The 21,057-nt window shown below is 75.5% G+C and carries 17 protein-coding genes and 1 riboswitch; of the genes, 6 read left to right on the top strand and 11 right to left on the bottom strand.

What is annotated here, in order from left to right:
- Nucleotides 1-70: 70 nt before the first annotated feature.
- Together FB00_RS14620 and FB00_RS14615 are read right to left on the bottom strand one after the other, a co-directional pair.
- Nucleotides 71-2,605 (bottom strand): ABC transporter permease, encoded by a 2,535-nt coding sequence (locus FB00_RS14620; RefSeq protein ID WP_047233658.1) that lies wholly within the window; start codon nucleotides 2,603-2,605, stop codon nucleotides 71-73.
- Nucleotides 2,605-3,486 (bottom strand): ABC transporter ATP-binding protein, encoded by an 882-nt coding sequence (locus tag FB00_RS14615; protein ID WP_082141348.1) that lies wholly within the window; start codon nucleotides 3,484-3,486, stop codon nucleotides 2,605-2,607. The genes FB00_RS14620 and FB00_RS14615 overlap by 1 nt, the downstream gene beginning before the upstream one ends.
- A 177-nt stretch (nucleotides 3,487-3,663) precedes the next feature.
- A riboswitch (TPP riboswitch) is annotated at nucleotides 3,664-3,768 on the top strand.
- 82 nt (nucleotides 3,769-3,850) lie between these two features.
- Here FB00_RS14615 and FB00_RS14610 point away from each other — a divergent pair.
- The 4 genes from FB00_RS14610 to FB00_RS14595 all read left to right on the top strand — a co-directional run bounded on the left by FB00_RS14610 (nucleotide 3,851) and on the right by FB00_RS14595 (nucleotide 8,259).
- Nucleotides 3,851-4,942: a thiamine ABC transporter substrate-binding protein gene (locus tag FB00_RS14610; RefSeq protein ID WP_047233656.1), complete on the top strand. Its 1,092-nt coding sequence runs from the start codon at nucleotides 3,851-3,853 to the stop codon at nucleotides 4,940-4,942.
- 67 nt (nucleotides 4,943-5,009) lie between these two features.
- Complete coding sequence (locus tag FB00_RS14605) at nucleotides 5,010-6,725, top strand: ABC transporter permease (RefSeq protein WP_047233655.1); 1,716 nt, start codon at nucleotides 5,010-5,012, stop codon at nucleotides 6,723-6,725.
- Nucleotides 6,725-7,855, top strand: a complete 1,131-nt coding sequence (locus FB00_RS14600) for an ABC transporter ATP-binding protein (protein ID WP_082141346.1) — start codon at nucleotides 6,725-6,727, stop codon at nucleotides 7,853-7,855. The genes FB00_RS14605 and FB00_RS14600 overlap by 1 nt, the downstream gene beginning before the upstream one ends.
- An 80-nt stretch (nucleotides 7,856-7,935) precedes the next feature.
- Complete coding sequence (locus FB00_RS14595; protein ID WP_047233654.1) at nucleotides 7,936-8,259, top strand: DUF4235 domain-containing protein; 324 nt, start codon at nucleotides 7,936-7,938, stop codon at nucleotides 8,257-8,259.
- Nucleotides 8,260-8,262: 3 nt separating this feature from the next.
- Here FB00_RS14595 and FB00_RS14590 read toward each other — a convergent pair whose 3' ends face one another.
- Both FB00_RS14590 and FB00_RS14585 read right to left on the bottom strand, forming a co-directional pair.
- Entirely contained in the window at nucleotides 8,263-8,895 is a 633-nt protein-coding gene (locus tag FB00_RS14590; protein ID WP_047233683.1) for a response regulator transcription factor, read from the bottom strand.
- A gap of 89 nt (nucleotides 8,896-8,984) precedes the next feature.
- The gene (locus FB00_RS14585) at nucleotides 8,985-10,220 is read right to left on the bottom strand and encodes a sensor histidine kinase (protein WP_082141345.1); all 1,236 of its coding nucleotides are present in this window, start codon (nucleotides 10,218-10,220) and stop codon (nucleotides 8,985-8,987) included.
- 225 nt (nucleotides 10,221-10,445) lie between these two features.
- Between FB00_RS14585 and FB00_RS14580 the strand changes: the two genes are divergently transcribed.
- Entirely contained in the window at nucleotides 10,446-10,955 is a 510-nt protein-coding gene (locus tag FB00_RS14580; RefSeq protein ID WP_231581869.1) for a DUF6069 family protein, read from the top strand.
- 121 nt (nucleotides 10,956-11,076) lie between these two features.
- Here the strand turns inward: FB00_RS14580 and FB00_RS14575 are convergent, their stop codons facing one another.
- Nucleotides 11,077-14,088, bottom strand: a complete 3,012-nt coding sequence (locus tag FB00_RS14575) for a carbohydrate-binding protein (RefSeq protein WP_052877700.1) — start codon at nucleotides 14,086-14,088, stop codon at nucleotides 11,077-11,079.
- A gap of 245 nt (nucleotides 14,089-14,333) precedes the next feature.
- On the opposite strand from FB00_RS14575, the gene FB00_RS14570 reads away from it, so the two are divergent.
- Entirely contained in the window at nucleotides 14,334-14,954 is a 621-nt protein-coding gene (locus FB00_RS14570) for a dihydrofolate reductase family protein (RefSeq protein WP_047233653.1), read from the top strand.
- Here FB00_RS14570 and FB00_RS14565 read toward each other — a convergent pair.
- From FB00_RS14565 to FB00_RS14540, 6 genes are read right to left on the bottom strand one after another with little or no spacing between them, the layout of a single operon-like run.
- Entirely contained in the window at nucleotides 14,912-16,522 is a 1,611-nt protein-coding gene (locus FB00_RS14565) for a fused response regulator/phosphatase (protein WP_047233652.1), read from the bottom strand. The two genes, FB00_RS14570 and FB00_RS14565, sit on opposite strands and share 43 nt — an antisense overlap.
- Nucleotides 16,519-18,246: an ATP-binding protein gene (locus FB00_RS14560; protein ID WP_047233651.1), complete on the bottom strand. Its 1,728-nt coding sequence runs from the start codon at nucleotides 18,244-18,246 to the stop codon at nucleotides 16,519-16,521. The genes FB00_RS14565 and FB00_RS14560 overlap by 4 nt, the downstream gene beginning before the upstream one ends.
- Nucleotides 18,243-19,283 (bottom strand): anti-sigma regulatory factor, encoded by a 1,041-nt coding sequence (locus FB00_RS23255; protein ID WP_047233650.1) that lies wholly within the window; start codon nucleotides 19,281-19,283, stop codon nucleotides 18,243-18,245. The genes FB00_RS14560 and FB00_RS23255 overlap by 4 nt, the downstream gene beginning before the upstream one ends.
- Entirely contained in the window at nucleotides 19,280-19,702 is a 423-nt protein-coding gene (locus tag FB00_RS14550; RefSeq protein ID WP_047233649.1) for an ATP-binding protein, read from the bottom strand. Before FB00_RS14550 ends, FB00_RS23255 begins: the two co-directional genes overlap by 4 nt.
- Nucleotides 19,699-20,103 (bottom strand): STAS domain-containing protein, encoded by a 405-nt coding sequence (locus FB00_RS14545; RefSeq protein WP_047233648.1) that lies wholly within the window; start codon nucleotides 20,101-20,103, stop codon nucleotides 19,699-19,701. Before FB00_RS14545 ends, FB00_RS14550 begins: the two co-directional genes overlap by 4 nt.
- Nucleotides 20,100-20,939: an STAS domain-containing protein gene (locus FB00_RS14540; protein ID WP_047233647.1), complete on the bottom strand. Its 840-nt coding sequence runs from the start codon at nucleotides 20,937-20,939 to the stop codon at nucleotides 20,100-20,102. The genes FB00_RS14545 and FB00_RS14540 overlap by 4 nt, the downstream gene beginning before the upstream one ends.
- Nucleotides 20,940-21,057: the final 118 nt, after the last annotated feature.

Here is a 21,057-nt window from a genome sequence, read left to right as displayed (position 1 = left end):
TGCTCCCACCGTAGTGCGAACCGACGACCCCTCGCCCGCCCGGCGCGCATCGGGCGGGCGAGGGGATCCGTCACTCCTGGCTCACCGCGTCGAGCACGCGCAGCCGGGCCGCGCGCGTCGCGGGCCAGGCCGCCGCGACGACCCCGACGACGGCGGCGAGCGCGAGCATCGCGCCGAGCTGGGCCCAGGGCACCGCGAGGGTCGTGAAGCCCTCGTCCGCGAGGACGGACGGGAGCGCAGCGGCCAGGCCCGTCCCCACGACCAGCCCGACCGCCGTCCCGAACACCGCGACGAGCACCGACTCGATGGCGATCGTCGTGGCGAGCTGGGCACGCCCCAGCCCGACGGCGCGAAGGAGCCCGATCTCGCGCGTCCGTTCGACGACCGACAGGGCCAGCGTGTTGACGATCCCGAGGACGGCGACGAGCACGGACAGTCCGAGCAGCGCGTAGACGATCGCGAGGATCGACTCGACCTGCGACGCGACCTCCCCGGCGAACTCGTCGGCGTCGAGCACGCTCGCGACGACGTAGGGCGCGACGGCGTCTGTCACGGCGCTCCGCACGGCTGCGAGGTCGGCGCCCGGTTCGATGTCGAGGAACAGCATCTCGGGTGTCGTCGCGCCGACGGCGGAGGCGACGTCCGGCGGCAGGAGCATGTCGACGGAGAACGCGTGGGAGTCGATCACCGCGCCGATGCGGACGTCCTGCGTCGGGAGGTCGGGCCGGGTGGGGTCGACGATCGTCACGACGTCGCCGAGCGCCCAGCCGTGCTCGTCGAGCGCGTCCTCCATGACGGCCGCCTCCCCGCGGGCGTACGCGCCGAGGTCGCCCTCGACCGCCGTCGTGCGGACCGAGCGGCCGAAGCCCTCGGCGGGGAACCCGACGACGAGCTGTGGCTCGTCGTCGACGGCGACCTGCCCGTACGTCGTGAGGTCGGCGGACGCGACGCCGGGCACGGCGCGGACGTCGGCCGCGACGCCCTCCGGGAGGTACGGGGTCGCGGACCGGACGACGAGGTCCGCGGCCGTCTCCTCGTCGACGATGCCGGTCACGGACTCGCGTGCCGAGAGCGCGAGGACCGACGTCGTCGACACGAGCGCCATGCCGACGACGAGCGCACCCGCGGTCGCGGCCGCGCGCCGCGGCTGGCGCGTGACGTTGCCGCGCGCGAGGCCGCCGAGGGGCCGGACCAGCGCGACGAACGGCGCGGCGAGGACGCCCAGCACGGGGCCGACCGCGAGCGGGGAGAGCAGCAGCACGCCCGCGATCACCCCGACCGCGCCGAGGCCGAGGAGCGGCGCCCCGCCGCTGCCGACCGCCGCAGCGCCCACCACGAGCCCGGTGCCGGCGAGCAGGGTCAGCGTCCCCGTGACCACCCGGGCGACCCCTGGACCGGCGGGACGCACGACGTCGGCCCGCATGGCCTCGACGGGCCGGACGAGCGCCGCGTGCCGCGCGGGCAGGGCCGCCGCGACGACGGACACCACGACCCCGACGACGAGGGGGACCACGATCCCGGCGGTCGTCACGGGCAGCGACCCGGCGAGCTCCATGCCCACCGCGCCGAGCCCGGCCCGGGCGAGCTCGGCGAGCCCGAACCCGGCGGCGACGCCCAGCACCGCACCGACGACCCCCACGACCGCGGCCTGCCCCAGCACGGACGCGAACACCTGGGCCGGCGACGCCCCGACGGCGCGCAGCAGCGCGAGCTCGCGTGTGCGGCGGCGCACGTGCATCGCGAACGTGTTGGTGATGATGAACGTGCCGACGAACAGGGCGAGCGCGGCGAACACGAGCAGGAACGTCGAGACGAAGCCGAGCTGGTCGGCGATGGCGCTGCTCGTCTCGTCGCGCAGGTCGCCACCCGTCACGGCCTCGGCACCGTCGGGGAGCGCCGTCGCCACGGCGTCGCGCAGCGCCTCGGGGGAGACGCCGTCGGCGGCGTACAGGGCGATCGACGGCACGACGCCGTCCGGCGCGTACGTGGCGGCGGCCGTCTCGGCGTCGAGCAGGACGATGGTCGCGCCCGCCATGGGCGCGGACAGCGAGAGCTCGCCGACGACCCGCACGGGCCGCACCTCGTCGCCGAGCACGACGTCGGTCGTGTCGCCCACGGCGAGCCCCGACGCCTCGAGCGTCGCGGACTCGAGCGCGACCTCGTCGGCGCCCTCCGGTGCGCGGCCCTCCACGACGCGCGGCCCGGGGTCGCGGGGGTCGTAGCCGACGGCCATGCTCGGCGCCTGCGTGCTGAGCACGGCGGTGCCGTCGGCGCCCACGAGGACGGCCGGGCCGCTCACCTCCGCGAGCGCGAGGTCGACGTCGTCGCGCGCGTCGAGCGTGCCGGCCAGGTCCGCCGGGACGAGGCTGCGGGCCCCGCCGAGCTGCGCGGACGACGACTCGAGCGCGGACCCGGCGGCGGTCCCGCCGCGCACGTACGCGTCGGCCTGGATCGACGACGCGACGATGCCGTCGAACGTCGACGCGAGCATCGCGCGCAGCGCGAACGTGCCGGTGACGAACGCGACGCCGATCGTCACCGCAAGGACGGACAGCACGAGCTGCGCGCCGTGCGCGCGCACGCCGCGCAGCGCGATCCGGCCCATCATCGGACGGCCGCCGGTGCGGGCACGGCCGGGGCGGCGTGCGCGCCCGCGGGCGCCGCGGGTGTGAGAGCACCGAGCGTGTCGAGGACGGCCTGCGGCGTGGGGTCGCGCAGCTCGGTCATGAGGCGGCCGTCGGCGAGGAACAGGACGCGGTGCGCGTACGACGCCGCCGTCGGGTCGTGCGTGACCATGGCGACGGACTGGCCGAGGTCGTCCACCGAGGCGCGCAGGAAGCCGAGCACCTCCGCGGCGGCGCGCGAGTCGAGGTTGCCCGTCGGCTCGTCCGCGAACACGACGGCCGGCCGGGACACGAGCGCCCGCGCGCACGCGACGCGCTGCTGCTGCCCGCCCGAGAGCTCCGCCGGGCGGTGCCCGAGCCGCGGGCGCAGCCCGACGGCGTCGACCACGCGCTCGAACCACTCCCGGTCCACGGGCCGCCGCGCGATCGCGAGCGGCAGCACGATGTTCTCCTCCGCGGTGAGCGTCGGGACGAGGTTGAACGACTGGAAGACGAAGCCGATGCGCGTGCGCCGCAGCCGCGTCAGGTGCCGCTCGCTCATCGCCGAGACGGTCTCGCCGTCCACGACGACGGTCCCCGCCGTAGGCGAGTCCAGTCCGGCGAGGCAGTGCATGAGGGTCGACTTGCCCGACCCGGACGGGCCCATGATCGCGGTCAGGCGTCCCCGCTCGAGGTCGACGTCGACGCCGTCCAGGGCGCGGACCGCGGCCTCGCCGCGCCCGTAGGTCTTCACGAGGCCCCGCGCGGTCGCGATCACGGGACGCTCCGGCGTGGTTCCCGAGGCTCCTGCGGCTCCCGTGGCGTGCTCCGCGGACGCGGCGACGGTCGTCGTCGCACCCGTCGTCCCAGGTCTGCTGCTCATCGGTCCTTCTCCTCCTGCGTCGTCGGCCGGGGATCCCGGGCCGGTCGTCACGACCCTCCCGCGGGGGCGCGCCCCCGGGCATCGGGGACCGGCCCGGACCCTTCCCCCGGTCGCCGCGGGGCCGCTCTCAGGGTTCTCTCAGGGGGATTCCCGAGGGGCGGCCCGGTGTAGGCTCGACGTGAACGACAGGGGAGCTCCTGGAGGAGCTGAGAGTGCGGACCACCGCAGACCCTCGAACCTGATCCGGTTAGCACCGGTGGAGGAAGTCGGGAATCTCGATCACCTGCTCGTGCGGTCTCCCGCGCTCGCGCGAGCACGGGCCGTGCGGGTCGGTGGACCCCTCCTGAACGTCCTGGGAGGACACATGCAGCGCACGACCGCCCGCACCCGCCGGGCCCGGTCCCTCGTCACCGGCGCGGGGACGACCCTCGCCCTCCTCGCCCTCGCCGCGTGCGGCGGCGGCGACACCGCGGGAGGCGACGACGCGTCGTCGGGCACGGGCGGGACCGTCACCCTCGTGACCCACGACTCCTTCGCCGTGAGCGACGAGGTGCTCGCCGCGTTCGAGGAGGAGAGCGGGCTCACCGTCGAGCAGGTCGCCCCCGGCGACGGCGGCGCGCTCGTCAACCAGCTGGTCCTCACGAAGGACTCGCCGCTGGGCGACGTCGTGTTCGGGATCGACAACACGTTCGCGTCCCGCGCGATCGACGAGGGCGTGCTCGCGCCCTACACGCCGGAGGGCCTGTCCGACTCGGCGGCCCCGTACGCCGTCGGCGACGGCGACGAGCTCACGGCGGTCGACCTCGGCGACGTCTGCGTCAACGTCGACCACGCGTGGTTCGCCGACGCCGGGATCCCGGAGCCCGTCTCGCTCGAGGACCTCGCGAAGCCGGAGTACGAGGACCTGCTCGTCGTGACCAACCCGGCGACGTCGTCGCCCGGTCTCGCGTTCCTCCTCGCGACCGTCGGCGCGTTCGGCGAGGACGGCTGGGAGGACTACTGGGCGGAGCTCCGTGCCAACGGCGTGAAGGTCGTCGACGGGTGGTCGGACGCCTACTACGTCGACTTCTCCGGCTCCGAGGGCGCCGGGCCGCGCCCGCTCGTGCTGTCGTACTCGACGTCGCCCGCGTTCACGCTCACCGAGGACGGCTCCGCGTCCACGACCGGCGCGCTGCTCGACACGTGCTTCCGCCAGGTCGAGTACGCGGGCGTGCTCGCGAACGCGAAGAACCCCGAGGGCGCGCAGCAGCTCGTCGACTTCCTCGTGAGCGAGGCGTTCCAGGCCGACGTGCCGGGGCAGATGTACATGTACCCCGCGGACGACTCCGTCGCGCTCCCCGACGGCTGGGCCGAGTTCGCCCCGCTCGCCGCCGAGCCCTTCGAGGTCGCGCCCGAGGACGTGTCGGCGCACCGCGACGAGTGGATCAAGGCATGGACGGCGACGGTCGTCGACTGACGCCCGGTCCCCGAGCGACCACGGCTCTCCCTCGCGAGGTAGAGCCGTGGTCGCGCGAGGTCGAGCCGTGGTGAGGGGCCGGGCGGTCTGGCGGGGTGGCGTCGGCCGCGGGGTGCTGTGGGGGATCGCGGCGGCGGTGCCGCTGCTGTTCCTCGGGGTGTTCTTCGCGTGGCCGGTGATCACGCTCGTGGCGCGCGGGTTCGTCGGGGACGACGGCGGCCTGGACCTGTCCGGGTTCGCGGAGGTCTTCTCCCAGCCCCGGACGTGGCGCATCCTCGGGCTGACGCTGTGGCAGGCCGTGCTCGGCACGGCGTTCTCGCTGCTGCTCGGCGTGCCCGGCGCCTACGTGCTGTACCGGTGCCGGTTCCCCGGGCGGCGGGTCGTGCGCGCGCTCGTCACCGTGCCGTTCGTGCTCCCGACCGTCGTCGTCGGCGTCGCGTTCCGGTCGCTCCTCGTGCAGGGCGGCCCGCTCGGGTTCCTGCGGCTCGACGAGACGTTCGCCGCGATCGTCGTCGCGCTCGTGTTCTTCAACTACTCGGTCGTGGTGCGCACGGTCGGCGGGCTCTGGGAGCACCTCGACCCGCGCGCCGAGCAGGCGGCGCGCGCCCTCGGCGCGACGCCGTGGCGCGCGTTCCGCACCGTGACGCTCCCGGCGCTGACGCCCGCCGTCGCGAGCGCCGCGTCGATCGTCTTCCTGTTCTGCGCGACGGCGTTCGGCGTCGTGCTCGTGCTCGGCGGCATCCGCTACGGGACGATCGAGACGGAGATCTGGATCCAGACCACGCAGTTCCTCGACCTGCGCACCGCGGCGGTGCTGTCGGTCGTGCAGCTCGTGGTCGTCGCGGCGGCGCTCACGGTCGCGAACCGCACGCGGGCCCGGCGCGAGCGCGCCCTGAACCTGTCGTCCTCCGCGTCGTCCGCGCACCCGCTGCGCCTGTGGCGCGACGGCCGCCCGACGGGCGACCTCGCGCCCGCGGCGCTCACCGCGGCCGTGGTCGTCGTGCTCGTCGGGCTGCCGCTCGGCACGCTCGTCGTGCGCTCGTTCCGCGTCCCGGGCGTCGGCTGGGGGCTCGACAACTACGCGAACCTCGGCACCACGGGCGGGCGCAACGCGCTGTCCGTCACCGTGTGGGAGGCGGCGGGCAACTCGCTGCGGACGGCGGCGCTCGCGACCGTGCTCGCCGTCGTGATCGGCGGGCTCGTCGCGCTCGTGGTGTCGCGGCGCCCGCGGTCGCGCAGCGGACGGCGGGCGATCTCGGTGCTCGACTCCGTCTTCATGCTCCCGCTCGGGGTCTCCGCCGTGACGGTCGGCTTCGGCTTCCTCCTCACGCTCGACCGGCCGCTCGGCCTCGACGTCGACCTGCGCACGTCCGCCCTGCTCGTGCCGATCGCACAGGCGGTCGTCGCGATCCCGCTCGTCGTGCGGACGGTCCTGCCGACGCTGCGCGCGATCGACCCGCGCCTGCGCGAGGCCGCCGCGACGCTCGGCGCCGCGCCCGGGCGCGTGTTCCGCACGGTCGACGGCCCGATCGCCGCCCGCTCGCTCGGCCTCGCCGTCGGGTTCGCGTTCGCGGTCTCGCTCGGAGAGTTCGGCGCGACGTCGTTCCTCGCCCGTCCGGACAGCGCCACGCTGCCGGTCGTGATCTTCCGGCTCATCGGGCGCCCGGGGGCCGAGAACTACGGCATGGCGCTCGCGGCGAGCGTCGTGCTCGCGCTGCTCACCGCGACCGTCATGCTGCTCGCCGAGCGGTTGCGCGGCGACCGACCCGGAGGAGAGTTCTGATGGTGCAGACCGACCCCGCCCCGGCGCGCGCGGGCTCGCCGGAGCCGTCGCGCCCCGACGCCGCGCCCGACGCGGTACCGGACCCCGTGCCCGGGGAGGACGCCGGGATCGCGGTGCGCGACGTCGTCGTGCGCTATGGCGGGGGTGCGCGCACGGACCCCGGCACGACGGCGGTCGCGGGCGTCACGCTCGACGTCGCGCCCGGCGAGGTGCTCGCCCTGCTCGGGCCGAGCGGCTGCGGCAAGTCGAGCCTGCTGCGCGCCGTCGCGGGGCTCGAGCCCGTCGCCTCGGGGTCGGTGTCCTGGGACGGGCGCGACCTCGCGGGCGTCCCCGTGCACCGCCGTGGGTTCGGGCTCATGTTCCAGGAGGGCCAGCTCTTCCCGCACCGCGACGTCGCGGGCAACGTCGCCTACGGGATCGCGGGGCTGCCCCGCGCCGAGCGTGACGCTCGCGTGGCCGAGCTGCTCGACGTCGTCGGGCTCGCCGGGTACGAGCGGCGCGCGGTCGCGACGCTCAGCGGGGGAGAGCGCCAGCGCGTCGCGCTCGCGCGGTCGCTCGCGCCGCGGCCCCGGCTGCTCCTGCTCGACGAGCCGCTGTCCGCGCTCGACCGCGGGCTGCGCGAGCGCCTCGCGCTCGACCTGCGCGAGGCGCTGCGGGCCACCGGGACGACGGCCGTCTTCGTCACCCACGACCACGACGAGGCGTTCACGGTCGCCGACCGCGTCGCCGTCATGGACGCCGGCCGGCTCCTCCAGGTCGCGCCGCCGGAGGACCTGTGGCGTGCGCCGACCTCGCGCCGGGTCGCCGAGTTCCTCGGGTACCAGGCGTTCGTCCCGCGTGGTGCCGCGAGCGTGCTCGCGATCGGCCCGCGCGGGCTGCGCCTCGCCCCGGCGACCGGGGACGCCTCGGCGGACGGCACGTGGGACGCGACGGTCGTCGGTAGCGTGTTCCGCCGTGGCGCGGTCGAGGTCACGGTGGACGTCGACCTCCCCGGGACCGGCGGCGGCGCGTCCGCCCGGCTCGTGGCGCTCGCGGCCGGTGCGGCAGGTGACGACGCGGCAGGTCCGGCGCCGGGCGGCCGCGTGCGGGTCGTGGTCGACCCGGCGGGGTGCGCCGTCGTCCCGGCCTGACGGCCGCAGACGGCGCTCACAGACGGTGCTCGCGGGTCGTGCGACGGGCGAGAGAGCCGCAGCCGTCCTAGCGTCGTGTGATGAGCGACGACGTGACGGCGGGGACGCATCCCCCGGAGAAGACCGGCGGCAAGGCCGCGAAGATCCTCTACCGCCCCGTGGGGCTCGCCAGCTCGATCGTGGGCGGGCTGGTCGCGGGCCAGGTGTTCAAGCAGGTGTACAAGCGCGTCACCCCCGGGCACCGCTCGGACGCGCCCAAGCCGCTCGAGTCCGAGTACTCGCTGCGCGAGATCCTCGTCGCGTCGCTGATCCAGGGCGCGATCTTCGCCGCGGTGAAGGCGCTGATCGACCGCGGCGGCGCGCGGGCGTTCGAGCGCTGGACCGGGGAGTGGCCCGGCGACTGACGGTCAGTCCAGGCCGGCGGCGTGGACGAGCAGCGCGACCTGCGTCCGGTTCTCCAGGCCGAGCTTGAGCAGCACGTTCGACACGTGGGCCTTGACCGTCGGGACGCTGAGGAACAGGGCTGCCGCGATCTCCGCGTTCGCCGCGCCGCGGCCCAGCTCGACGGCGACGTCCCGCTCCCGGCCGGTGAGCGTGCCGAGCGCCGCCCGGGCGCGGTCGCGCTCGCCGCCCGCGTCCGCGACCGACGTCATGAGGCGCCGCGCGATCTCCGGAGACAGCACCGGCTCGCCCGCGGCCGCCGCGCGGACCGCCGCCACGATCCTCTCGGGCGGCATGTCCTTGAGCAGGTAGCCGGCCGCCCCGGCGTGCAGGGCCCCGACGACCTCCTCGTCGCTGTCGAACGTCGTGAGCACGACGACGGCGGGTGCGCCCGCCCGTGACCGGACCCGTCGCGTGGCCTCGATCCCGTCGACCCGCGGCATGCGCAGGTCCATGAGCACGACGTCGGTCGGGTGCGCGTCGAGAACGGTCGCGACCTCGGACCCGTCCGCGGCCTCGCCGACCACCTCGATGCCGTGGGCGCCGTCGAGCATGAGCCGCAGCCCCGCGCGGACGAGCGCGTCGTCGTCGACGATCACGAGCCGGGTCCGCGGCGCGTCCCGCGGGACCGCTCCGTCGTCGTGCCGATCGCTCGCACGCGGCCCGTCCCCGCGCCCACCCTGGTCGCTCACGCGTCCCACGGTAGCCGGACATCGAGGACGAACCCGTCGTCCCGCGCCCCGGCGTCGAGGGTCCCGCCGAGCAGGGCGACGCGCTCGCGCAGCCCGACGAGCCCGGTGCCCGTCCCCTCGGCGACGGCCCCGCCGACGGCGCCGCCGACCGCGACGAGGCGCGGACCGGCGTCGGACACCGTGACGCGCACCTCGCCCGCCCGTGCCGCGACGCGCAGGACGACGGGGCTGCCGGGCGCGTGCCGGCGGGCGTTCGTCAGCCCCTCCTGCGCGACGCGGAAGGCCGCGACCTCGACGGTCCGTGGCACGTCCGCCGAGCCCGACCGCTCGTAGGCGACGTCGCCGCCCGCCTCGCGCGCCTCGGCGACGAGGCGGTCGACGTCGTCGAGCGTGGGCTGGGGTGCGAGGGCGCCCTCGACGTCCTCGGGGTCGGCGCGCAGCACCCGGACGACGTCGCGCAGGTCGCCGAGCGCGGCGCTCACCCCGGCCCGGACCAGGCCCGCGGCGCGAGCGAGCTGCGCCGGGTCGGCGTCGGGGCGGTACTCGAGCGCGCCGGCCGTCGCGGCGAGGAGCGAGAGCCGATGGGCGAGGGTGTCGTGCATCTCGCGGGCGATCCGCGTGCGCTCCGCGACCCGTGCCTCGACGACGCGGCGCTCCTGCTCGCGCTCGGCGCGCCGGGCGCGGTCGCGCAGGGACCACATCAGCTGGGCCCGCGCCTGCCAGTACATGCCCCAGCCGAGCAGGGCGGCGTGCACCGCGAGGTCGCACAGGAGCCACCAGCCGAGCGGCAGCGCCTGCGGCCGCCACAGCGCCTGCACGGCGTGGCCGACGAACCCGGCGACTGCGACCGGGACCGCCGTGCGCGCCGGGTACCAGCGCGCGACCTGGAGGGTCGCGACGGTCGAGGCGGGGGTCGCCGCGCCGGAGTACGCGGAGAGCGACGCGAGCACCAGGGCGCCGAGCACGGGGGCGTTACGCGGGGACCGCGACCACAGGAGGGGGAGGGCCGCGAGGGCCAGCACCGCGACGGTGACGTCGATCGCGGGCTGCGCGCCGGCGTCGTCCTGGTCGACGATCCCGGCCGTCGCGAGCACGGTGAGCGCGGCGACGGCGAGCCACGCGACGGCGAACGTCCACCAGGGGACGAGCGGGCGGTTCCCGTCACGGCGGGCGGCGGCCGTCGCGAGGACGGGGCGTCCGGCGAGCGGAGGGCAGTCGGTCGGTGCGGTCATGCTCCGGACGCTAGGGGGCGCCGTGGCGGGCGACCACCGACCAAGGTCGGGGGTCGCGGTCCGCCGGGAGGGTCGGGGACCGACGGCGGTCGGGACGGGCGTCGACGTCCGGCCGGTGCGGCCGAGGCCGCGCCAGCGCGAGCGTGGGGGACGCCGGCACCCCGCCGGCCGCGGCCCCGGCCGCGTGAGCACGCGGCCCTCGTCGCGTGACGAAGGAGAAGTCCCATGCCCACGACGCCGACCACCTCGAACGGCACCTCCGACAGCGCTTCGCACGGAACCTCGAACGTCCCCCGCCACCCCGCCTCGTCGGAGTCCGCCGCCCCGGGCGCGCGGCCCGGGACCGAGGTCGTCCCGGCCCGACGGCGCATCCCGCGCTGGTCCGTCCCGCTCGTCGCGGCGGTGGTCGCCGCCGTGGTGCTGCTCGTCGGGACGGCGCTCGGCGTCGATCCGGAGGTACGTACCGCGACCGGGACCCAGACCGTCGGCGTCGTGGCCGCGGTCGTCACGGCGCTCGTCGTCGGGTACGCCGCGTGGGGCGTGCGCGTCCTGCTCGGCCGGCTGTCAGCCCGTCGCCCCCGCCGGGGCGAGCGCGCCTGGCTCGTGACGTGCGCCGTCGTGCTGCTCGTCTCCCTCCTCGGCCCCCTCGGAGCGGTGACCCCCGGGGCGGTGGCGCTCCTCGCCGTCGAGCACCTCGCGGTCGGCGCGACCCTCGCGCTGACCCTGCGCCGCTGACCCGCCGCCCGGCAACCCGCCGAACACGACATGGCGGTCGTTATCGCACGGATAACGACCGCCATGTCGTGCTCGACCGCGCGCCGTGTCGTGGTCGAGCGCGCGCGCATCGCGGGTCGGGTCAGAAGCCTGAGTTGCCGCTCCCTCGGTCGAGCGTGAAGCCCATGTCGTTGAGCAAGCCGCCGGAACCCGAACCCGACACCGTGGTGTTCGCGAACGACGCGCTGCCCGTCGCGTGGATCTCGATGCCGTACGTCCCCGACCCGGTGATGCTCACGCGGTCGAGGCTGACCTGCTGGATCGACTTCTGCCACGACATGAGGACGCCCGCGTAGGTGCTGTCGACGATCTCGACGTCCCGGACGACGATCGGGGCGTCGATCGCGTGCACGTCCGCATAGATCCACAGCGCGCCGAGCTCGGCGGGCCAGTTGGGCTCACGGCTCCCGGTCCGGACGAGCGTGTTGCGCTGGACCGTGGTCGTCCCGCTGAACGGCACCCCGAAGCGCGTGCTGATCGCGATGCCGGCGGCGGCGTTCACCGTGTCCGCCACGACGTTGTCCTCGACCCGATTGCCCGTCCCGCCGTACACCGCGAGGCCGTTGGCGAGCGCCGGGGCCTGCACGGTGTTGAACGCGAACACGCAGTTCGTCACCGGGCCGCCGTCGGACCACATGGCCAGGCTGTCGTCGCCGGTGTTGCGGAACGTGGACTGCACGACGCGCGAGTTCGACACGTTGGTGCGGAAGTTCACGCCGTCCGCGTAGGTGTCGCGCACGCGCAGCCCGACGGCGAGCACGTCCTTCGACCCCGGCCGCACCCACAGCGCGACCTTGGTGTGCTGGACCCAGACGTTCTGGATCAGCGTGTCGTTCGCGAAGTCGCCCTCGATCGCGGCCTGCGAGTTCGCGTCGTCCCGGACGGTCGCGTCCCCGAAGATCGCGAGGTCGGCGATGGTGACGCCGCCGCCCGTGCCGTAGAAGCCACCCTTCGAGCCGGTGCCCTGGAGCACCGAGTGCCACGGACCGGCGCCGAGCACGGTGACGCCCTGGACCTGGACGGCGTCGTTCACGTGGAACGTCCCCGCCGGGATCCACACGGGGACCCCGGCGCTCTTCGCCGCGACGACGGCGGCCCGGATCGCGGCGGTGTCGTCGCCGCCGCCCGACGTCGCGCCGTGCGACGTGATCGACACCGCGCCCGCGGGCGCCGTGAGCGCCGCGGGGACGACCTCCGCCTCGACGAGGTCGACGTCGATGTACGGGACCGTCGCCGTGTCCTTGCGCAGCATGATCACCGTGCCGGCCGGGCGGTCGCCGATCGGGACGCGCAGCTCGTCGTAGTAGCGGTGCGGGCTGCCGAGCGAGGGGTCGTCGTGGAACGGGTACTCGCCGTACACCCACGCGTGCTTCGAGGTGAGCGTCGCGTCGGTGACCTTGCTGCCGTTCGCGTAGACGCCGAGCGGCGACGTGAGCCCGCCGCCCGCCGGGGCGTCGGGGAGGGAGTAGCGCAGCACGAGCCCGCTCGCGGGCTTCGTCAGGGTGATGCTGATGTGCTCGCCCGTCGCGTCGAGCCGCACCGCGCGGCGCCCGCTCGACTCCGCCTGGACGGTCCCGTAGGTGCGCGACGCCGCGAGCGCGGTGCCGTTCGACGAGCCTGCCTCGGCCTCGTACTGGGTGTACGGGGTCGTGGCGCCGCGTGCCGCGAGCGCGGTCTCGCCGGTCGTGACGAGGCTGTCGACCGCGACGTCCGCGCCCGACGTCGTCGCGCGGAGGGCGACGGTGTTGACGCCCGCGCGCAGCGGGACCTGGGCGTTCGCCGTGCGCCACCCGGAACCGGACGACAGGGCGATCGTCCCCTCGGACCGGCCGTTCACGACGAGCCCGAGCGTCCGCGCGGACCCCGAGGTGTTCGCGAAGCGGACGGTGAGCGTCTGCGCGCCGGCCGACGCCGCGGCGAGCGTCCGGACGACGCGCGCGCCGGTGGCCGTGAAACCGGTCGCGTACCCCGTGCCGGCGTAGCCCGCGATCGCGGTCGACGACGTCGCGCCGCCCGCGAGGTAGGCGGACTCCGCCTCTCCCGGTCCGCCGGCGGGCGGCTCCGGTTCCTCGGGGTCCGTCTCCGCCGCCGTCACGGTCAGGCTGTCGAGGTTGGCGTTGCCGTTGTCGGCGGTGCCGTAGGAGTACGAGATCGTGTGGTTCCCGGCGGCGAGGGTCACGCGCGTGGTGACGGTGCCCCACGTCGCCCAGCCCGACGTCGGGGCGAGCGTGACCTGCTGCGTCGCCCCGCCGTCGACCCGCACGGAGAACGTGCGCGGCGAGCCGGTGCCGTTCGCGTAGCCCAGGGCGAGGTCGTACGAACCGGCGGACGGCGTCGCGACGGCGAACGTCACCGTCGCCGAGCCCCGGTTCGCGTCGGTGAAGCCGCCGACGAACCCGCTCCCGGTGTACCCGGCGTGCTCGGTGGACACGACCGCGCCGCCCGCGAGCGCCGCCTGCTCCGCCTCGAACAGCGGCCCCGTCCCGGGCCCGGAGCCGGGCGAGGCCGGCGTCACGTCGAGGTGGTCGAGGTTGACGTTGCCCGAGTCGGACGAGGCGAACCGGTACGCGACGGAATGGCTCCCGGCGGTCAGCTCGACGCTCGTCGAGACCGTGCCCCAGGCGCCCCAGCCCGCGGTCGCGGGGAGCGTCACCTGGTGCGGGGCACCCCCGTCGAGGACGAGGCTCAGGGTCTTCGGCGCGGTCGTGCCGTTGGCGTAGCGCAGCGTGAGCGTGTGGGTCCCCGCGGCGCTCGCCGTGACGGCGAACGCGGTCGCGGCGGCTCCCTTGTTGCCGTCGGTGTACCCGCCGACGAAGCCGTTGCCGGTGTACCCCGCGTGCTCGGTCGACACGACCGCTCCGCCGGACAGCGTCGCCGCCTCCGCCTCGTAGCGGGTGGTCGCGGCGCTCGCGGGCGCGACGACGGCGCCGACCAGCGTCGCGACGAGCGCGCTCGTCGTCAGCGCGGCGAGCGCACGGGCGAGGTGTCGGGGTGCTGGGCGACGGCGTCGGCCGCGGTGCCCGGGAGGTGCGGTCGTGCGGGTGGTGCGCGCTCGCGGCGGATGGGGTGCAGCGTGCTCGAGGATGAGACGCACTGGTGTCTGCTTCCTGTCGGGAGCCCGCCCTCGTTGGCGGGCTCGGGGCGACGCAGGCCCTCGGGGAGCATCCGCACCGATGCCGACCGGTAAGGTTTATCGCTAAACCTGCGCCGTGGTCCTGAACCTACCACCGGATTCGACGCCGTGGCCAGTACCGAGCCGTCCGCTCTGGACCGATGAGTTCTGGCGCGCTCCACCGTCGATCCCGACATCGACCCACCATCCCGACCGGAAGGCCAACCATGACCGCGACGCTCGTGTCCACCCTGTTCCTCTCGCTCGACGGCATCGCCGAGATCGACCCGGCGTGGCACTTCCCGTACTTCGACGACAACATGGCGGCCGCCGTCGACGAGGACTACCAGGACGTCGACGCGCTGCTCCTCGGGCGGGTCACGTACGACAGCTTCGCCGGCGCATGGCCCGAGCGGGAGACGGCGGGGGGCGAGGACGCGTCGTTCGCGGCGCGCCTCGGCGACATGCGCAAGATCGTCGCGACGCGCGGCGACCAGGAGCTCGGCTGGCGGCACGTCGAGCGGGTCGACGGCGACCTCGTCGAGGCCGTGCGCGCGCTCAAGGAGGAACCGGGCCTGGGCAAGGTGCTCGTCGCGGGGTCGATCTCGGTCGTCCGCCAGCTCCTTGCCGCCGGGCTGCTCGACGAGCTGCGGCTGCTCGTCCACCCCGTCGCGGCGCGCACGGGCGAGCGGCTCTTCGACGAGGGCGAGCCGTACTACCCGCTCACGCTCCTGCGGTCGGAGACCTACCCGACCGGCGTCGTGCGCCTGGTCTACGCGCCGGCCGAGCCGCCGGCGGAGGTCACCTACGACGACGTCGCGGACAAGGTGCCGTCCGGCGACGCCTGACGCGCGACCGCCACCACGGCGACGTCGTCCTCGCGGCCGGGGTCGTCGAACGCGGCGACGAGGCGGTCGCACAGGACGGCGGGGGCGACGCCCGCGTTCTCGGAGGCGACCCGCGCCAACCGGTCGAGGGCATCGACGAGCGACCCGCCGCGGCGCTCGACGAGCCCGTCGGTCACGAGCACCAGGAGGTCGCCCGGCCGCAGGACGTCGTGGTGGGCCGGGCGGTCGTCGGGGCTGGCCACCCCGAGGAGCCGCGAACCGGACTTCGCCCGGTCGACGCTGCCGTCGCCACGGACGAGGAACGCGGGCAGGTGCCCGGCGTCGGTGAGCTCCAGCGCACCGGAGGCCGGGTCGAGCACGCACACGCACACCGTGGCGAACTCGGGGTGGTCGTCGCGCAGCGCCGCGTTCAGCAGGTCGAGCGCCGTGGCGGCCTCGTGCCCCTCGCGCAGGTACGCGCGGAGCGTCATGCGCACCTCGGCCATCACGGTCGCGGCGCGCAGCGAGTGACCCTGCACGTCGCCGATGACCACGGCGACGCGCCCGTCAGGAAGGTCGAAGGCGTCGTAGAAGTCGCCGCCGACGTCGAGGCGCGCGTCCGACGCCTCGTACCGCGCCGCCACCTCCACCCCGCCCCGCACGCGGAGGCCGGCCGGCAGGAACGCGCTCTGGAGCGCGAGGGCGATGCGGTGCTCCTCGGTGAACGTCCGCAGGTTCGCGAGGGCGACCGTCACCGCCTCGGCGAAGCGACCGGCGGCCTCGAGCTCCTCGTCGGCGAGCGGCTCGTCACCGACCTCGATACCGAGCCCGCCGACGAGCGCCCCGGTGCCGTCGACGAGCCAGAAGGTGAACCACGACGAGCGACCGACCCCCGCCTCGGCCAGGAGCGGCCGCCACGGAGAGGGCACCTCGTCCGGCCCGAACAGGGCGGACGTCGCGCCCGTCGGCGGCAGGACCGCCGTCGGCCCCCGACCACGGACGAGCGCGGCGCCCTCCGTCGTGCACACGGAGCGCAGCACGACGCCGGCCTCGGCGACGACCATCGAGACGACCGCACGGCCGAGGACCGCGCACGCGCCGCGCGCCGCGTGGTCGGCGACGGCCTCCGGCGACCGGGCCTCGTGGAGCGGGACGAGCGCGTCCGTGAGCGCCTCGAGCCGCCGCGCCGTGCGGCCCGCGCCGCGCTGCGCGTCCACGCGTCGGCACAGGGCGCTGATGGTCGCCAGGAACTCGTCGCGGTCGAGCGGCTCCGGCAGGTAGGCGTCCGCCCCGCCCTCGAGGCCGGCGGTGCGCGCCGCGGCGTCGACGTCGGTCGCGGACACGTGCAGGACCGGCACGTGGGCCGTCGCCGGGTCCGCCTTGAGCCGGCTGCACACCTCGCGGCCCGGGATGTCCGGGAGGTTGACGTCGAGGACGACCGCGTCGACGTGCGCCGCCGCCTGGGCCAGCGCCTCGCTCCCCGTCGCGGCCTCGACGACGTCGAACCCGGCGCGGCGGAGCCAGCTCGCCATGACGTAGCGGTGCGCGTGCGTGTCGTCGACCACCAGCACGGTGCGTTCGGCGCTCATCGGGCGCTCACCTCCCGGCGCAGGGTCGCGACGAGGCGGTCACGGTCGATGCCCGACTTCGCGAGGAACGGTGCGTCACCGATCCCCGCGGGGGCAGGCGCGCTCGACATGAGCACCGTCGCCGTCGCGGGGTAGAGGCTCTGGATCGTCGACCGGAGGGCCAGCCCGTCCGTCCCCGGGAGGCACACGTCGAGGAGCGCGACGTCGGCCGCGCCGTCGTGCAGGAGCGCCAGGGCGTGCGACGCGTCGTGCGCGACGCTGACCCGCGCCGCGTCGTCGCGGAGCATCGAGGAGACGACCGAGGCGTAGGCCCGGTCGTCGTCGACGACGAGCACGTGCCCGAGGCCGCCGTCCGCCTCGTCGGGCTCGGGCCGCGCGTCCTGCGGGACCGCGTCGTCGACGGACAGCGACGGGAGCCGGAGCGTGAACACGCTCCCCTCCCCGGGGCGCGACGTCGCGACGAGCGTCCCCCCGAGCGCCTCGGAGGTCCGGCGCGCGTACGGCAGCCCGAGGCCCGTGCCCCGCACGGTCGGCTGGAGGCGGTTGGGGACCTGGACGAACTCCTCGAACACGGCGTCGAGCTGGTCCGCGGGGATGCCGAGACCGGTGTCGTGGACGTCGAACCGCACGACCTCCCCGTCGGCCTCGGCACGGAGCACGACCTCACCGTGGTCCGTGAACTTCACGGCGTTCGTGAGCAGGTTGCGCAGCACGCGGGACAGCAGCCGGCGGTCGGTGACGAGCACGAGGCCGGTTGCGGCGACGGTCCGCAGCGCGACGCCGGGGCGCACCACGGGAAGAGTCGTCCCGCGCAGCTCGTCGAGCAGCTCCGCCACGTCCACCCGGCTGGGCGCGACGTCCTCGTGCCCGGCCTCGGCGCGCGCGAGGTCGAGCAGCTCGTCGACGAGGGTGAGGAGCGTCGCCGCGCTCTCCCGGAGGAACCCCACCTGCTGGGTCTGCTCGCCGTCGAGGTGGGAGTCGACGAGCAGCGAGGTCAGCCCGAGGATCGAGTTCACGGGCGAGCGGAGCTCGTGGCTCACGTTGCGCAGGAAGCGCGTCTTCGCCTCGTTCGCGGCGGCGAGCTCGCGACCGCGCTCGTCGAGCTCGGCGTAGAGCGCGACGACGCCGGTGTTGGTCTCCTCGAGCTCCGAGGAGAGCTGGTCGTACATCGCGAGGACGCCCCGGTTCGTCTCCTCCAGCTCCACGTTGAGGCGCCGCTGCTCCTCCTGCTGGCGGGTGAGCTCGTCGAGGGTGCGGACCAGCTCCGCGTTCTGGACGCGCAGCTCGTCGACCGCGTCGGCCACGTGCGCGGCCGCGGTGGACCGCCGCACGGCCGCGAGCGTCGCCTCGTCGGTCCGCGCGGTCGCGGGGAGCGACTTGGTGAGCAGGACGCGCGTCCCGGTCGGGTCGACCTCGAGGCCACGGACGAGCCGGCGCGCCGCGGGGATGCCGCCGTCGCTCGAGTCGCCCTCGACGAGGAACGGCGTGCCGGCCACGATCTCGGCGCGCAGCGTCGCCTGGGGAAGACCAGGCAGGACCCCGACGACCACGTCCGCGGTGCCGGAGGCGACGGCGGACCGGCCGATCTCGGACAGCGCGGTCGCGACGCGCACCTGGTCCTGGGTGTCGAGCCCGAGCCGGTGGCAGATCTCCCGGCCTGCCCGGCGCAGCGCGATGACGTCGGAGTCGGAGCGGAGCTGGGTGACGAGCAGCGTCGTGCTCATGCCGCCTCCCGGCCGATCGGGAGCACCGCCACGCACGAGTCGTCCCGGCGCACCGCGTGGTCGCGCAGGACGACGCCCGCGACGACGAGCGGCGAGCGGGTCGCGAGCCCCGGGTAGTCGGCGAGCGACCACCGGGCGGTCAGCCCGTCGCTGTGCAGCACGACGACGTCCCCGGCCTCGACCGGGTAGGTGGTCTCGCGCAGCGGGCGTCCTCGGGTGCCGGCGATGCCGGGATAGCTCACGAGCCCGCGCGCCCGGTCGCCGTGGACGGCCCCGGCGATGTTGCCCAGGCCCGCGTACCGCAGCACACCGCCCCCGGCTGCCTGGGCGACGGCGACGGCGGCGCCGCGCGTGCCGCCGAGCGCCGCGTGCACGCGCTCGAGGAGGGCGACGGCCGACCCGGCCGGCGCGTCGAGGAACGCCCGCACGGCGGCGCCCGACGCCGCGGCGGCGAGCGGGCCGTGCCCCAGGCCGTCGGCGACGAGGAGGCTGGGGACGCCGTCGTCGTGGCGCACCGCGAGCGCGTCCCCGCACACCGACTGGCCCGTCATCGGCCGCGTGACGCCCGTGGGCTCGGCGAGCCCCACCACCGCCCCGTGCGCGGCGAACGTCGCCGCGATGACCGTCCCGCGGCCCGGTGACGTCCACGCGTCCCACGACGACGCGAGCCGCGGCAGCGTGCCCAGGCCGATGCCGAGCGTGCCGCGGCTCGAGACGCCGTCGCGCATGGCGGCGCCGATGTCCCGCATGCCCGGGCCGGAGTCGACCGCGAGCACCTCGAGCGCGGTGTCGTCGCCGGTGCGTCGCACGCGGACCAGCATCGAGCCGGACCCGGCGTGGCGGCACTGGTTGGTCGCGAGCTCCGAGACCACGAGCCCGATCTCGGCCGCGCGGTCGTCGTCGAGGCCGAGGCTCCGGGCCACGGTGCTCGCGCCGCGGCGCACGCTCCCGACCGCCGACGGGTGGTCGACGGTGTACCAGGTGCCGTCCTCGACGACGCTGCGGCGCTCGTCGGGACGGTCGGGGGCCGGGATCATCGGGACCAGGTCGCGATCTCGACGCGGGTGCCCGCGCCCGGTGCCGTGTCGATCGCGAAGTGCTGGACGAGCCGGCGCGAGCCCGACAGACCCAGGCCGAGCCCGCTCCCGCTGGTCCAGCCGTCCGTGAGCGCGAGGTCGAGGTCCGGGATGCCCGGGCCTTCGTCCGAGAAGACGGCGCGCACGCCGGTCCGCGCACCCTCGGTGACGAGCTGGACCTCGGCCTCGCCGCCCCCGCCGTAGACGAGCGTGTTGCGCGCGAGCTCGCTGGCCGCGGTGACGAGCTTGGTCTGGTCGACGAGCGACAGGCGTGCCTGCTGCGCGAGCGTGCGGACGAGCTGGCGGACCCGGACGACGTCGGAGTCGGTGCGCACGGGCACGCGCTCGGCCGTCGCGGCCGGCGGGGTCGTCGTCGTCATCTCTCCTCGCGCTCGGCGGCGGCGAGGAGCACGTCCTCGGCGGACCGCTCCTCGGGCGCGAGGAGCGCGAGGCCGCGCTCGACGTCGAGAGCCGTGCGGACGTCGCCGAGCGACAGCCCGAGCTCGACCATGGTGATCGCGACGGCGGGGCGCATCCCGACGACGACGGTCGTCGCGTCGAGCACGTGGGAGATGCCCGCGACGGACGCGAGCATGCGCCCGATGAAGGAGTCGACGATCTCCAGCCCGGAGATGTCGATGATCACGCCCCGCGCTCCGGTGTCCGTGATCCGCTGGGCGAGGTCCTCCTGGAGTCGCAGGGCGGTGTCGTCCTGGAGATCGACCTGGATCGAGACGAGGAGCGTGGAGCCGATCTTGAGGATGGGGACGGCGTCGGTCATGCCGGGAGCCCGGTCCGCCGGGTGTCGCGGCCCGCGCGCAGCGCGTCCACGAGCGCGTCCGCGAGGCTCGCGCGCGTGCGGATGTCGCCGAACTCGATGCCGAGCGCGACGATCGTCTGAGCGATCTGCGGGCGGATGCCGCTGATCGTGCACTCGGCGCCCATGAGGCGTGCGGCGACGACCGTCTTGAGCAGGTGCTGCGCGACCTGGGTGTCCACCGCGGGGACACCCGTGATGTCGATGATCGCGTGCTCGCTGCCCGTGTCGACGAGCGTGTTGAGCAGCTTCTCCATGACGACCTGCGTGCGCGCCGAGTCGAGCGTGCCGACGAGCGGCACCGCGACGATGCCCTCCCAGAGCTTCACGACGGGCGTCGAGAGCTCGAGGAGCTGCTCGGCCTGCTCGGCGATGATCGCCTCGCGCGCCGCGGCGAACGTCTCGAACGTGAAGAGGCCGAGCTGGTCGACCAGGCGCAGGAGCGGGGTGACGTCGGTGTCGGCGTCCGTCGCCGCGGCGAGCCGGTACAGGCCCTCCTTGAGCGCGAACACGCCGATCGCCGTCTCGCGCGGGGTGAACCCGAGGCGGGCGCGCGCGGAGGAGACGTCGGCGAGGATGCCGCGGAGCTGGTCGAACGCGGCGTCGGACAGGCCGACGCCGCCCGAGCGCAGGCCGTCGAGGAGCGCGTCGAGGATCTCGCCCTGCTCCCGCTCGAGCTCGCCGCGCGAGGTGCGGCCGTGCAGCTCGTGCGCGGCGGCCTCGAGCCAGGCGCTGCGCACGTCGTCGGCGTGCTCCGTCAGGAGGTGGGCAAGGGTCTCGGGTGTGGCGGCGTCGGCCATCGGTGTCCTTCCGGGTTGAACGACGCCGAACGGGCTCGCGGCTGTCGCGCCGTCAGTGTACGCAGGGCGCGCGCACACGCAGCACGGCCGGAGGTCCGTCGTCCCGTGGACGACGGAC

The organism is Cellulosimicrobium funkei (assembly GCF_001019615.1).
Lineage (GTDB): Bacteria > Actinomycetota > Actinomycetes > Actinomycetales > Cellulomonadaceae > Cellulosimicrobium > Cellulosimicrobium cellulans_E.
Note: the sequence above shows the minus strand (reverse complement) of the source record. Positions and strands in the feature narration are given on the sequence as shown.